Origin of the sequence: Natrarchaeobius halalkaliphilus, assembly GCF_003841485.1 — an archaeon.
GTDB lineage: Archaea > Halobacteriota > Halobacteria > Halobacteriales > Natrialbaceae > Natrarchaeobius > Natrarchaeobius halalkaliphilus.
On record NZ_REFY01000001.1, the window covers coordinates 378,102 to 390,619 of the forward strand.

Sequence of the window (12,518 nt, forward strand, 5' to 3'; positions counted from 1 at the left end):
GCGTGCGGTCCACCTCGAAGGGTGAACCACACCGTGTGACCGTCCCGTCGCCGGTCGGGTCACCGCGGCAGCCAGGCTCTCTCTCCCGGTTAGGGTAGGGTCTTCTGCCGAATAAGTCCCTCGGTCGTCGACTGGTTCGACCGTCGAATCGAATGGAAGCGTTTTAGGACGACTACTTCCATGTACAGGTGTATGTCCCAGCGACAGGGCGTCGACCTTTCTTACGAGGACGGTGCGCGCGCCGTCAAACTCGCGCGTGAGTCCGTCGAATCCTACGTACAACACGGACAGCGAGAACAACCGGGGAGCATGCGCGAAGCGTTCTACGAGCGGACCGGGGCGTTCGTCCGCCTCGAGTCCACGCGCGGCCGGGGCAGCCTGCGAGGCTGTGCCGGTGGCTACCGGTCGGGTGATCAACTCGGACACGTCATCGTCGACGCGGCCATCGAAGCCGCGAGCGAAGACTCCTGTGGCTCCGAAGTGAGCCCGTCCGAGCTATCGAATCTCACGGTCTCCGTCTGCGCCGTAAAGAACGTCGTGCTGACCGACGATCCGCTGGCCGACCTCGAACTCGGCACGCACGGCATCGCCATCGACGGAGGCGAGGGCGGCTGGCTCTATCCGACGGTGCCGGTCGAACACGGCTGGAGCGAACGCGAGTACCTCGATCGGACCTGTCGGAAGGCCAAACTCGCGCCGAGCGCCTGGCAGGACGACGACGTCGTCGTCACGCTCTTCGAAGGGCAGGTCTTCCGCGAGCGCGACGCCGGCGGGAGTATCGAAGAACTCTGATGCGGGCTGCTGTCGGTTAGTTCGACGCAAGCGCGGAACGGATGCGGTTCATCTGTTCGCAGGAACAGCGCGCTGTCTGTGGTGCGATCAAACGTCTGAGACGGCGGGCGTGCGGTCGTCGACGTCGCTTCTCGCTCGAGAGCGCGGGCTTTCGCTCGGTCCACCCTGAGATGGTCCTACAACGGCGTCCACGCTGAGATGGTCCTACAACGATTGTAACTCGTCCGCGTGGCCGCTCGGAGGCACGTCGGTGCTCCTCGGCGTGTCGGATCGGTCCTGACTGACGGACGGATCGCGGTCCCGCCGGCAATGACTCACAACAGTCCGTATCAGCCGTCGAAGCCGACCACATCGGCGTCGGAGAGACACCGCTCTCGGGCCGCCTCGAGATCGAACTCCCGGACGACCTCGCCGTCGCGGACCAGCGCCTCGAGTAACGGCCTGCCCTCGTCCGGTCCCGGTTCGCTCGCGAGGGCGACGTGGTGGCCGCCGTCGCCCGTCCGGTAGACGTCTTTGACGCCGGAGAGCTTCCCGCGCTTCGAGATCGGCTCGCCTTCGATCTCGACGATGTCGAGGCTGAAGTCGACCGAGTCGGCACCGGTGATGTGGCTGCCGACGCCGAAGCCATCGGCAACGTCGCGGAGCGACCGGACGGCGTCGGGGTCGAGTCCGCCGCTGCAGAAGATCTCGACGTCGTCGTAACCGCGTGCGTCGAGCTCCCATCGAACCTCGCGTGCGATGTGTCGGAAGTCGCCGCGACGGGAACCGGTGGTGTCGAGGCGGACGCCGTCCAGTCGGTCGCCCAGAGTTTCGGCTGCCAGCAGGCTCTCGCTGACTTCGTCCCAGAAGGTGTCCGCGAGCGCGATCCGGGGGACGTCCGCGGGAACGGCCTCGTCGAACGCTTCCCAGGCGTCGGCCTGATTTCCCTCGCCGAAACAGAACAGGAGCGCGTGAGGCATCGTCCCGCCGGCCGCTCGTCCCAGGATCTTACCGGCGGCGACGTGTGAAAAGCCGTCGAGTCCGGCCACCAGCGCGGCTCGTTCGACCGTCGACGCGATCGACGGGTGGACGTGGCGCGCGCCGAACGAGAAGATCGAGCAATCGGGTGCCGCCAGCCGCGCTTCGAGTGCGGCCGTCGCGAAGCCACTCGGCTGGGAGAGAAACCCGAGCAGCGAGGTCTCGAGTTCAGCGAACTCGAGGTACGAACCCTCGATTCGTAAAACTGGGCCGCCGTCGAACAGCTGGCCGTCCGAAAGTGCGTCGACGTCGACGGATCGACCCTCGAAGAGCGTGGCGACGTCGTGGACCCCGGTGAACACCTCGAACGATCCGGTCGGGAACTGGTCCGCGGTCACCTCGGCAACGACGGTCGGGTTCCGTCCGGCGTACTCGAGGGTTTCGCGGGTGCGCTCGAAGTAGGCGTCCGTTGCAGTCCCCTCGAGGATCGCCTCGGACGGAACGATTCCGAACGGGTTTGACATACCGTCGATTTCCCGCGCCGGACAAAAAAGCTACCCGTCTCCGGGTTCCTTCGGGCCTCGTTCGGCCGCTTCGGTCGCGACGAGTTCGGACTCGACGCTCGATTCTCCAGCGCTCGAGCGACGACGTCTGAGCACGACGATCGCGACTCCGGTCCCCGCGACGACCGTTGCGACGACGAGGACGGAATCGCCGCCCGCTCCGGTCCCGCCGATCGCGTCGACCTCGTCACCGGCTTCGTCTTCGGTCGGATCGCCGGTTCCCGTCGCGTCGGCCTCGTCGTCCTCGAGTTCGAACGAGTCGGTGTCGTCGGGGTCGATATCGGCGTGGATCTCGTCGATCGCGGCCGCCGACGGCGCGCGAACGATCGTTACCGACTGGCCGTCGTGATCGACGGCGTACGCGCCGGGGTAGTCGGATTCGATCTCGACGGTGTTCGCCCGATCGTCGACGGGTTCTGCGTCGTAGCCCTCGAGGAGCGATAGATAGCCATCGAGGAACTCCCGGGCGTCCTCGTCGGTCCGCCACTCGGTCCGCCAGACGTAGCCCGTCTCCTCGACGGCGTCGGCCGATCCGTCGGCGTCATCGGCCTGCTGTTCGCCACCGTCGTCGCTCCGTTCATCAGGTCCGTCGTCGGTTCTGACGTACGTGACGAGTTGGTCGCCGGCCCAGCCGTCGGTGTAGGGCTGGTCGTACTCGTATCCGAGATCGGCGGTGACGACCGCGTCGTACTCGAGCACGGTCGGTCGGTCGGCATCGAACGCGCCGGCGGCGAACATCGAGACCATTCCCACCTCGCCGACGGTCTCGGTCGCGACTTCCCCGTCGACTTCGTGTGGCGTCCAGTCGTCGCTCGAGCGATCCGGAACGCCGACGTCGATCCGCTCGCCGTCGTCGCCGGGTCGGATCACCTCGGCGCTGCTCGTCGGCGGATCGTCGTAGGCGGCGTCGACGGCCGCCCAGCCGCCGTCCTGCTCTCTGAGGTATTCGACGTAGTCGGGGCCGTCGTTGTAGGGCTGGTAGACGATCAGGTACAGCCCCCAGTTGAGGTCCGCGGCCGACGACGTCGCGCTCTCGGGACGGACGCACGTCCACTCCTCGCCGCATCGACGCTCGTACTCGGTTTCGACCCAGACGGCGTCGCCCTCGACGAGGCCGTTCGTGGCGGCGGACCGGTCGATCGTGTCGCGATCGAAACTCGAGAGGTCGAACTGCTGGTCCTGGAGGGCGTGGAGCAACTCGTGACCGAGGATTATCTCGTCGGTTTCGGGCGCGTCGGGGGTGTCGGAGACGACGACGATCTCCTCGTTTCCGGGATCGTAGTAACCGTCGACGGCACCGCCGTAGAGCGAGTCGAACTCGTCTTCGGCGTCAGTCGCTCGATCGACGACGAACAGCGCCTCGAAGTTGACGTTCTGTTGGAGTCGTTCCCCCTCGGAGACGTTCCGGAACAGATCGTCGCTCTCGTTTCGGTACTCCTCGCGCGAGACGATCTCGACCGAGACCTCGTTTTCGAACGTCAGTCCCCTGATCTCCTCGACGCGTGCCATGGATCGATAGACCACGGCCTCGAGTTCGTCGGGCGAAAGTGCTGCGTCGTCGCGCTCGTCGACGGGAAGGTCGTCGTCGTGCCAGTAGCCTTCGACGTAGCCGACGGTCTCGGTCGTATCGGGGCCGACCGTCCGATCGTCACTCGAGCCGTCGGCCGACGGGTCGGACTCTCCGAACGCGCCGCCCAACGGGCCTCCGCTGGCGAGGACCACGAGGAGAGCGATCGCCGCGACGGCGACGAAAGCAACGCCGATCTGCGTTCGCGTCGGCCTCATCGAAGATAGATAGGCGCTCGTACGGAACCGACGGCAAAAAGGACGACGGTCGGACCGGCCTCCGGAACCGAGTGCCGCCGCGCGTCCCCGTCGATCGAGACGTCCCGATCGATCTACGCGTTTCCGTCGATCCGTACGGTCCGGTGGATCGACGCCGTTCCGTCGGTCCACTCGCCCCGGCGAGAACGTTTTGACGATCGCGTTCGAACGATCGATCATGAACCTCGAGCCAGCACGAACGGCGGTCGTGGTCGTCGACATGCAAAACGGGTTCTGTCACCCGGACGGCGCGCTGTACGCACCGGGCAGCGAGGCGGTCATCGGGCCGATCGCGTCCCTGCTCGAGCGCGCTCACGACGCCGGCGTCACCGTCCTCTACACGCGAGACGTCCACCCGCCCGAGCAGTTCGAGGACGCCCACTACTACGACGAGTTCGAACAGTGGGGCGAACACGTCCTCGAGGGGTCGTGGGAGGCCGAAATCGTCGAGGAACTGCCCGCCGAATCGGCCGATCACGTCGTCGAGAAACACACGTACGACGCCTTCTACGAGACCGAACTCGAGGGGTGGCTGAACGCCCGCGGAATCAACGACCTCGTGATCTGTGGCACGCTCGCGAACGTCTGCGTGCTCCACACCGGCGGCAGTGCCGGTCTACGCGATTTCCGGCCGATCATGCTCGAGGACTGTATCGGCGCGATCGAGGACGACCACCGCGAGTACTCGCTCGAACACGCCGACTGGCTGTTCGGTGAGGTGGCCGAAAGCGACGATCTCGAGTTCGAGGCCGACTGAGCGGTGGAACCGACGTCGGCGCTGGAATCGGAGGAGGAACCCGATGGACGGAGCGATCCAGACTGAGAGGCTTTTTACCGGCGCATTCGAAGGAGACGGTATGGACGGGTTCGACGGACGGAGAGATGGAGACGGATCGGTGGCGCGCGCCGAGGACGGTCTCGAGAGCGAGAGCGACGGCCTCGAGGGACGATACGGCGGTGAGAGCGAGTGAACCGACGACGACTTCGATCGATGTACGTGTTCGGCATTGCGCTCAACGGGGCGGCGCTGGTGGTCGCCGCGAGCTCCGGTGCGACACTGTACGCCGTCACGTTCGCGCTCGTGATGGTTTATCTGGGGATCCGCTACTGGATGGTCGCTCGAGAGTGACAAAACATATACCCTCGCCGTGAGGGGTGGCTATAATGCAGTCCGTCGGACGAGCGTCTGCGTCGACGGTCCTCTCTGCCGTCTCCGAACGGCTTCGAGCATCCGTTCGAATCGACGCGCGGACCCTGGCGCTCTTTCGGATCGTCGTTGCGCTTCTCATCCTCGCCGATCTCCGTCTCCGGGCGCGAAACTTCGGGACGTTCTACACGGACGACGGGCTCGTTCCGATCTCGATGGCGCGTGAGGCCGCGCCGATCGACGTGGTGTCGATCTACACCCTCTCTGGCGACCCGACCGTGACCGCCGGACTGTTCGTTCTACACGGGCTGATCGCGCTCCAGTTGCTCGTGGGGTATCGAACCCGGCTCGCGACCGCCCTCTCGTTCGCCTTCGTCGTCTCGCTCGACCTTCGCAACCCGCTCGTCTTGAGCTACGCCGACGTCCTGTTCGCGTGGCTGTTGCTGTGGGCGATCTTCGTTCCGCTCGGAGAGCGGTGGTCGATCGACGCCGTTCACGCCGACCGACCGCCGCGGGAGTCGGTCGCGTCCCTCGGCACCGCACTGATACTCCTCCAGATGGTCACGATGTACGTCGTCAACGGCGTCCACAAGTCCACCTCCGACCTCTGGCGAAGCGGCGAGGCGGCTCCGCTGGTACTCGGCCTCGACGAACTGACGTTCCTGCTCGGAGATACCGCACGCTCGGTTCCGACGCTCTTGCAGTACGGGGGCGTGGCGTGGTTCGTCATGCTGCTGTTCGCGTGGCTGCTCGTCCTCGTCCGCGGCCGGGTTCGGACGGCCCTGGTCTGTGCGTTCGCCTCGGTTCACCTCTCGTTCGCCGTGACGGTCCGAATCGGGGCGTTCGCCTACGTCGCGCTCGCTGGCGTTCTCCTGTTCTTGCAGACCGATTTCTGGGACGACCTGGCGACGCTTCGACGCCGACTCGAGCGACGGTCGATCCAGCCTGGGGCTCCCGTCGACCGACTTCCCGCCGTCGGCTGCGGTTTCGGGTCCGTTCGGCGGCGGTTGATCGCACTCGCGGAGGGGGTCCCACGTGCGACGCTCGGCCTCGAGACCCCCGGCTGGCTTCCTCGAGATCCGTCGAGGACAGTGCTGACTGCGGGCGTTCTCGTCTTCGCCGCGCTCGCAGCCGTCTCCCTGCTCTCGGCCGGCGGCCTCGTCGCTTCGGACGCCGGCGGCGTCCAGGAGGCCGAAGCGGCGACGGCGGCGTTCGTCTCCCACCAGACCGAGTGGTCGATCTTCGCTCCGAACCCGCGGACGACCGACCGGTACTACGTCTTCCCCGCGAAGACGGCGGACGGTACGCTTCTCGACCGGTATAACGATCGTGAACTCAGCTACGAGCGGCCGACGGACGAGTTACAGACACAGTACGGGACCTATCGGGAACGGTTCTACATGACGAGCGTCGCCAACGGCGATCCGCCAGCGGCTCCGAAACGCCTCGCCGAGTCGCTCTGTGCGGCCGGCAGCGCCGACGGCGACGAACTCACCCACGTCAACATGTACCGCGTCGAAGAGGAGGTCACCCTCGAGACGATCGATTCGCCGTCGGAGCGAGACCGATCGGCCGTCGTGCTCTTTCGTCACGGCTGCGGTGACCACGAGCCGACGGAGTTCGACCCGCCCGAATTCTGATCGGTGCGAGAGTCACGCTACGGAATCGGGGTGCGAAAGTCACTGTGGGGGTTCGACGACCGTCACCCGGAGCCGACCATCTCGACGTCGAGGGGGGTCGCTCGCTCCCAGTAGGCTTCGAACGTGTTCTCGGCCCACGAGCGGATGACCTCGTCGGAGACGTCGACCGACGCACGCAGGATGCCGTCGTCATCGCGCAACAGCAGGGTGACGACGTCGTCGACGATCATCACCGCGAGCGGGATCTCTTCGTCGGTGATCCTGACGCTCGCGTGTTCGGTCTCGAGCAACCCTTCGAGGCGTCGGCGCAGCCCCGAATCGTGGGTCAGCGCTTCGATCGCGCTCCGGGAGAAGACGCCGTTGAACCGCTGGTCGCCCTCGAGGGTCCGCTCGCGAACGACCGTCAGCGTCTGTTCGTTGAACGCGTGCGAGGCCGTCCAGACCTCGTCGGCGTCCTCGAGCAGCCCAAGGAGTCGCTGGAGCGGCGCGTTCGGCCGCGTCTGCGTGGGCACGGTGATCGTCGCGTCCGAGAGCCGTCGGAGATCGAACGAGAGCGACTCCGTCGGCAGGTAGTCGACGATCTCCCGGAGCGTCCGTTCGGTCTCGATGATCTCCTGTAAGTCCGTAAATCCGGTCGCGACCAGTCGACCGGTCGCCGTCGCCGCGTACTCGCTCCCGTCCCGTCGGACCCAGGAGCGGTCGTCGAAATCGGCGAGGATCCGACCGAGCGTCGCCTGGGAGGCACCGGTCGCCTCCGCGAGTTCCCGCCGAGTGCACCGGTCGTCCGAGAGCAGCCTGAGCACGTCGACGCGGTTGGCCGAGAGGGCGAGAAACTCGATCTCCTCGAGCGACGAGTCCATACCGTTCGTCGTGTCCGTTCCGATAAACGATTTTCGCCCCGTGCCGGGATTTCACGCCGTGTTGAAAACCGATACCCGTCCAGGACTTTCTTGCCTCGAAAATATTTCTGAACGGAACTATACGATCGTCGCTCCTTCGATGATGTATGATCCGAGTGTCGAACGATTCGACGGACCCCATCGGCTCGGAACGGTCCCTCCGACGGGAGGTGACCAGCTAGATGGATCGTCGAACGGCCGTCTTTTTCGCGCTCTCGAGTCTGTTGCTCGGCGGCACGTTCGTCGCCGCGAAGGCCGGCCTCGAGTACTTCCCGCCGCTGCTGTTCGTTGCACTCCGGTTCGACGTCGCGGCGGTCGTCATGGTCGTCTACGTGGTTGCCACCTCGACGCGCGCGGAGTTGCTTCCCCGGAGTGCGGGCGACGTCGGCAGCGTTCTGGCGACCGGCGTGCTCGTGATCGGCCTGTCGAACGCGTTCCTCTTCGTCGGCCAGCAGTACGCGACCAGCGCGGTGGCGTCGATCGTCTTCAGTCTCAACCCCGTCTTGACTCCGATGTTCGCGGCCGTTCTCCTCTCCAACGAACGCCTCTCGGCTCGAGGCGCGATCGGAATCGCACTGGGGCTCGTCGGCGTCTCGCTGGTGGTCAGTCCCGATCCCGCGACGTTACTCGGCGGAGACGCGATCGGCCGGACGATCCTGTTCGTCGGTGCGGTCAGCGGGGCTCTCGGTGCCGTTTTGATCCGCCGGATCGAGACCGGTCTCTCGAGTACGGTTCGGATCGCGTGGGGACTGCCGCTCGCGGCGATCCTCTCACACGGCCTGTCGTGGTCGGCCGGCGAATCCGCGGCGTCGATCGCCTGGACGACGGAGGCGCTGTTGGCGCTCGCTTACGTCAGTCTCTTCGCCGGCGTACTCGCCTACGTGGCGTACTTTTCGCTCATCGACTCGGCGGGTGCGACCCGGGCGAACCTGGTCTTTTACGTCGTGCCGGTCGTCTCGACCGTCGGCGGCTGGGCGCTCCTCGACGAGAGCGTTCCGCCGCTTGCGATCGTCGGGTTCCTGACGATCTTCGCGGGCTTTGCCGTCCTCGGAAGCGAATCGATCGACGTTCCCGGAGCCGTACGAACGTCGTCGAACCGTCTCTCGAAGGCGATGTCGAACGGCGTCTCGAGTCGAATTCGGGCCGAGGTCTCGAGTCCGGACGATCCCGTCTCGTCGAGCGAGGAGACGCGGGGCTACCGGTCAGACTGAGCCGCGGTCGGCGGAGTGGGAAGCGAAAGGTCGTCGAACGAGCGAACGCGGTAATCCCCCAGAACGCACTGGCCGCGACGCTCGTGTCCGACGCGCTCGACGTGAATCGCATCGAGACCCGCGTTCCAGGCGGCACCGACGTCGTTCGCGCCGTCGCCCGCCAGCACGCCGCGGTGGCCGTTGCCCGCGACCTCGAGGTCGTTCATGACGCGTTCGACCGGACCGGGATCGGGCTTCCAACCCGTCTCCTCGGTACAACAGAGGCGAACGTCGAACCAGTCGCGAATATCGAGGTGGTCCAGAACGGGCTCACAGAGGAACTCCTGGCAGTGTGTCACCAGACCGACCGGCACCTCCAGGTCGGCGACGAACGCGGCGTCGTCGTGGAGGTAGGTCCGTTCGGCCCGCACGAGCGGCTCTTCTTCGTCGTGAAACGCGGCCCAGAACGTGGCCGGGTCGATCTCCCACTCCTCGAGTTGGCGGTCGCGAGAGCCGGTCAGGCCGTTCCAGAGGATGTCGGCCTCCTGATCCGTGAACTCCCGACCCAGCCGGGAACCGACGCGGTCGAACACGTCCCTGGTGTACGACCACTCGACGTCGACGAGCGTTCCGTCGAGGTCAAGCAGCCAGAAGTCGTACTCGGAGACCATTGAGGACACTCGAGTAGGGTTTTCTCGAGTAAATGCCTGTCGGTCAGCGGGATCGAACGCCGGATTCGCTCGATCCGATTCGATGTCGTCGGTCGGTGGATTCGCGCGAGGAAATCCGGTGTCAGTCATCGTCGAGTATCCTGATGCTGGAGCCGAAATACTTCGAGAGCACTTCGGGGACGTTCTCGGCGTTGAACGCCTCGAGATCGTCAGCGATCGCCGCTTCGAGGGCGTCGACGTACGCCTCGTCGGCCCGGAGTTCGCGAAACGAGACGGAGACGACGGGGGCCTCGAGCCACTCGCCGGCGAGTCGGCGGGCGTAGGGCTGATCGTTCACCTCGCCGCGCCAGAGCGAGTCGCGGAAGAACCGCCAGCCGTCGGTGCCCGGTTCGGGGGCGCGTCGAAAGAGGACGACCGTGGACTCCGCGCTACTGGGCTCGAGCGAAACCGACTCGTCGGCGGGCTCGAGTCGGACCTTTACCCGAAAGACGTACTGGCCCTCCATCGGATCGCTACGCGCTTCGTTCGGATTCGATCAGCGAGGCCATCTCGGTGTCGTCGTCGGTGATTCCGCCTTCTTCGTGGGAGGTGAGTCGGATCTCGACTTCCTTGTAGCCGATAACGATCTCGGGATGGTGAAACTGCGACTCCGCGATCTCTCCGACCATCTGTGCGAAGTTGACGCCGCGAAGGTAGTCGTCAAATTCGTACGTTCGAACGATTTCGTCGCCGTCGCGGTCCCAGTCGTCCGGAAGCTGTTCGTCGATTTCGTCCTCCGACAGGAGCGATCCCATGTTTTCACCAACGGAATCCGTGGGGATAATGGTTCGGCCTCGACTGTCAAAGTCGAGCGGAGAGCTGTCCGTCCGCTCAGAGCACCGATTCGAGATCGGAGAGCGACTCCAGGACGACGTCCGGCTGGATGGTCGAGCCGTCCAGGTCGCGACGGTCGGTAACGCCCGAAAGCACGAGCGCCGTCTGCATTCCCGACTGGACGCCCATTCGAACGTCCGTCTCGAGGCGATCTCCGATCATGAGACACTGGCTAGCGTCGACGCCCAACCGATCCGCGGCGGCCTCGACCGTGATCGAGGACGGTTTGCCGAGCACGCGATCGAGGTCGCGTCCCGTCGCCGCCTCGAGTGCGGCCACGTTCGTTCCGGCGTCCGGTATCTCGCCGCCCTCGACCGGGCAGGTCGTATCCGGGTTCGTCGCGAGGATCGTCGTCTCCTCGTCGATCGAATCGAGCGCCGTCGACAGCGTCTCGTAGTCGAGCGACCGGTCCATCGAGACGAGAACCACGTCGACGGCCGCCGAATCGTCCGTAAGCGAGAGCCCCGCCGCCTCGAGTTCGCCCTCGAGGTGGGACTCGCCGATCACGTAGATCTCGTCGCGCGGGTGCTCCCGGAGGAGGTATTCGACCGAGATAACGGTCGAGTTCAGGATGTCGGCCGGCTCCGCCGGCAACCCCATCCCCGTGAGTTTGTCGGCGTAGGCCGCCCGGCTCTTCAGGGAGTTGTTCGAGAGAAAGAGCACCGGAACGCCGCGGTCCCGAAGCGCGCGGATCCCCCGGTCAGCGCCGGGGATAAGCGACTCGCCGCGGTAAACCGTCCCGTCCAGATCGACGAGCGCCCCGCCGATCGGATCGAGACCGCTCATCGGCTCACCTCGGACGCCGCGGGGTCGTCCTCGGCCCACTCGTCGAGAAGAGGGAGCCGATCGAGGCGCGAACACGCCATCTCGAGTACCCCCTGACCGAGCGCTTCGCCGGTGCGTGCGTGCCAGTAGGCTTCGGTGAGCCCCTCGCGGTCGGAGCACGGAACGAGCTGGATGGTCGTTCCGCGTTCGTCGATCTCGAGCAGGCTGTACGCCCGGGGGAACGAGCAGACGGCCGGCGAAATCACCTCACGGAGTCCGTCGCGAACGGAGGCGGCTGGCAGGTGGTGGTGTGCGGAGACGACGAGCGGAACGTCGTGGTCGGTCAGGACGTCGACGAGCGCCTCTGACCGGTCGAGCGTGAACCACTCCCAGGGCTCGGCCGCCGGCGTCTCGGGGACCGAACGGAGGGTGTGATGACAGACGACGAGCGGGTTCTCGAGCGCCGGGAGTCGCTCTCGAAGCGCCTCGAGCTGGTCGTCGGAGACGTCACCGCTCCACTCCGTGAGCCGATCGTCGGGCGTCGACGCGCTGTTCAGACCAACCAGGTCGACGCCGCCGAACCGGGCGACGACCGGAAACGAACCGTCGGCGTACGACGAGGCGAACCACGATGCCGTGGGCAGTTCGGATCGGTCGTCGCCGTCCCAGGAGCGAACGTCGTGATTCCCGGGAATCGCGATCCACGGGGCCTCGAGATCCTCGACCAGTTCCTCGAACCGGCGAAACTCCCGTTCCGCACCGCTCGCGGTCAGATCACCGGCGAAAACGACGCCGTCGACGTCTCGCGCGTTGACGTCTTCGATCGCGGTCTCGAGCCCTCGTTCGGTTCGGTGGAGGAGTTTCCAGGTTCCGTCCGCGTCAGAAGAGAGGTGGAGGTCCGCAACGATCGCGATACGCGTTCGACGAGAGGTGAGAGGATTACGGAGACGGGCGAGAAACGGACCGATATCCGGGTCTCGGTTGCCGATAGCAGTACCAGGTTCCATTATTTATCCCTGGTTACCAGGGTTTGCGTAACTAACTATGAATCTTTTTGTCGGATCTCCGTGAGAATTACTGTCACTAAAACGGACAATAGTACTATTGAATGATGGATAGCAGACAGTACTGGAGATCTCCAGCGAGAAGATAACTGTCGAACTCGCTCACGATTATAACATATACTTGCCTGAAACT

General features: G+C 65.4%; 14 protein-coding genes. 6 read left to right on the plus strand and 8 right to left on the minus strand.

Annotation, left to right across the window (positions count from 1 at the left end; genetic code table 11):
- The first annotated feature begins 192 nt into the window (after window positions 1-192).
- Entirely contained in the window at window positions 193-792 is a 600-nt protein-coding gene (locus EA462_RS01875; protein ID WP_124176873.1) for a TIGR00296 family protein, read from the plus strand.
- A 329-nt stretch (window positions 793-1,121) separates the two neighbouring features.
- On the opposite strand, the gene EA462_RS01880 is transcribed toward EA462_RS01875, so the two are convergent.
- Window positions 1,122-2,273 (minus strand): nicotinate phosphoribosyltransferase, encoded by a 1,152-nt coding sequence (locus EA462_RS01880; RefSeq protein ID WP_124176874.1) that lies wholly within the window; start codon window positions 2,271-2,273, stop codon window positions 1,122-1,124.
- A 30-nt stretch (window positions 2,274-2,303) separates the two neighbouring features.
- On the minus strand, window positions 2,304-4,097 hold the full coding sequence (locus tag EA462_RS01885; protein ID WP_124176875.1) for an Hvo_1808 family surface protein: 1,794 nt from the start codon (window positions 4,095-4,097) through the stop codon (window positions 2,304-2,306).
- Between the two features lie 217 nt (window positions 4,098-4,314).
- Between EA462_RS01885 and EA462_RS01890 the strand changes: the two genes are divergently transcribed.
- The 4 genes from EA462_RS01890 to EA462_RS01895 are packed head-to-tail and all read left to right on the plus strand — an operon-like array spanning window position 4,315 to window position 6,923.
- On the plus strand, window positions 4,315-4,893 hold the full coding sequence (locus tag EA462_RS01890) for a cysteine hydrolase family protein (RefSeq protein WP_124176876.1): 579 nt from the start codon (window positions 4,315-4,317) through the stop codon (window positions 4,891-4,893).
- Between the two features lie 43 nt (window positions 4,894-4,936).
- A complete protein-coding gene (locus tag EA462_RS17145) occupies window positions 4,937-5,107 on the plus strand; it encodes a hypothetical protein (RefSeq protein ID WP_165872004.1) in 171 nt (56 codons plus the stop codon).
- Complete coding sequence (locus EA462_RS17150; RefSeq protein ID WP_165872005.1) at window positions 5,104-5,265, plus strand: hypothetical protein; 162 nt, start codon at window positions 5,104-5,106, stop codon at window positions 5,263-5,265. The genes EA462_RS17145 and EA462_RS17150 overlap by 4 nt, the downstream gene beginning before the upstream one ends.
- A gap of 35 nt (window positions 5,266-5,300) precedes the next feature.
- Window positions 5,301-6,923 (plus strand): HTTM domain-containing protein, encoded by a 1,623-nt coding sequence (locus EA462_RS01895; RefSeq protein WP_124176877.1) that lies wholly within the window; start codon window positions 5,301-5,303, stop codon window positions 6,921-6,923.
- 62 nt (window positions 6,924-6,985) lie between these two features.
- Here the strand turns inward: EA462_RS01895 and EA462_RS01900 are convergent, their stop codons facing one another.
- Entirely contained in the window at window positions 6,986-7,783 is a 798-nt protein-coding gene (locus EA462_RS01900; protein ID WP_124176878.1) for a helix-turn-helix transcriptional regulator, read from the minus strand.
- A 221-nt stretch (window positions 7,784-8,004) separates the two neighbouring features.
- Between EA462_RS01900 and EA462_RS01905 the strand changes: the two genes are divergently transcribed.
- A complete protein-coding gene (locus EA462_RS01905; RefSeq protein WP_124176879.1) occupies window positions 8,005-9,033 on the plus strand; it encodes a DMT family transporter in 1,029 nt (342 codons plus the stop codon).
- Here the strand turns inward: EA462_RS01905 and EA462_RS01910 are convergent.
- From EA462_RS01910 to EA462_RS01930, 5 genes are all read right to left on the minus strand, one after another.
- Window positions 9,018-9,683: an HAD family hydrolase gene (locus EA462_RS01910; protein WP_124177179.1), complete on the minus strand. Its 666-nt coding sequence runs from the start codon at window positions 9,681-9,683 to the stop codon at window positions 9,018-9,020. The two genes, EA462_RS01905 and EA462_RS01910, sit on opposite strands and share 16 nt — an antisense overlap.
- Before the next feature lie 121 nt (window positions 9,684-9,804).
- Window positions 9,805-10,188, minus strand: a complete 384-nt coding sequence (gene lwrS, locus EA462_RS01915; RefSeq protein WP_124176880.1) for an LWR-salt protein — start codon at window positions 10,186-10,188, stop codon at window positions 9,805-9,807.
- A gap of 7 nt (window positions 10,189-10,195) precedes the next feature.
- Complete coding sequence (locus tag EA462_RS01920; protein WP_124176881.1) at window positions 10,196-10,477, minus strand: 4a-hydroxytetrahydrobiopterin dehydratase; 282 nt, start codon at window positions 10,475-10,477, stop codon at window positions 10,196-10,198.
- 76 nt (window positions 10,478-10,553) lie between these two features.
- On the minus strand, window positions 10,554-11,342 hold the full coding sequence (locus EA462_RS01925; protein WP_124176882.1) for an HAD-IIA family hydrolase: 789 nt from the start codon (window positions 11,340-11,342) through the stop codon (window positions 10,554-10,556).
- Window positions 11,339-12,328, minus strand: coding sequence for a metallophosphoesterase family protein (locus tag EA462_RS01930; RefSeq protein ID WP_124176883.1), 990 nt, complete (start codon window positions 12,326-12,328; stop codon window positions 11,339-11,341). Before EA462_RS01930 ends, EA462_RS01925 begins: the two co-directional genes overlap by 4 nt.
- Window positions 12,329-12,518: the final 190 nt, after the last annotated feature.

Coding starts and splice junctions, on each gene's coding strand:
- EA462_RS01900 (WP_124176878.1), bottom strand. CDS start 7,783: ATGGACTCGTCGCTCGAGGAGATCGAGTTTCTCGCCCTCTCGGCCAAC.
- EA462_RS01910 (WP_124177179.1), bottom strand. CDS start 9,683: ATGGTCTCCGAGTACGACTTCTGGCTGCTTGACCTCGACGGAACGCTC.
- EA462_RS01890 (WP_124176876.1), top strand. CDS start 4,315: ATGAACCTCGAGCCAGCACGAACGGCGGTCGTGGTCGTCGACATGCAA.
- EA462_RS01875 (WP_124176873.1), top strand. CDS start 193: ATGTCCCAGCGACAGGGCGTCGACCTTTCTTACGAGGACGGTGCGCGC.
- EA462_RS01880 (WP_124176874.1), bottom strand. CDS start 2,273: ATGTCAAACCCGTTCGGAATCGTTCCGTCCGAGGCGATCCTCGAGGGG.
- EA462_RS01920 (WP_124176881.1), bottom strand. CDS start 10,477: ATGGGATCGCTCCTGTCGGAGGACGAAATCGACGAACAGCTTCCGGAC.
- EA462_RS01905 (WP_124176879.1), top strand. CDS start 8,005: ATGGATCGTCGAACGGCCGTCTTTTTCGCGCTCTCGAGTCTGTTGCTC.
- EA462_RS01885 (WP_124176875.1), bottom strand. CDS start 4,097: ATGAGGCCGACGCGAACGCAGATCGGCGTTGCTTTCGTCGCCGTCGCG.
- EA462_RS01925 (WP_124176882.1), bottom strand. CDS start 11,342: ATGAGCGGTCTCGATCCGATCGGCGGGGCGCTCGTCGATCTGGACGGG.
- lwrS (WP_124176880.1), bottom strand. CDS start 10,188: ATGGAGGGCCAGTACGTCTTTCGGGTAAAGGTCCGACTCGAGCCCGCC.
- EA462_RS01930 (WP_124176883.1), bottom strand. CDS start 12,328: ATGGAACCTGGTACTGCTATCGGCAACCGAGACCCGGATATCGGTCCG.
- EA462_RS17145 (WP_165872004.1), top strand. CDS start 4,937: ATGGACGGAGCGATCCAGACTGAGAGGCTTTTTACCGGCGCATTCGAA.
- EA462_RS01895 (WP_124176877.1), top strand. CDS start 5,301: ATGCAGTCCGTCGGACGAGCGTCTGCGTCGACGGTCCTCTCTGCCGTC.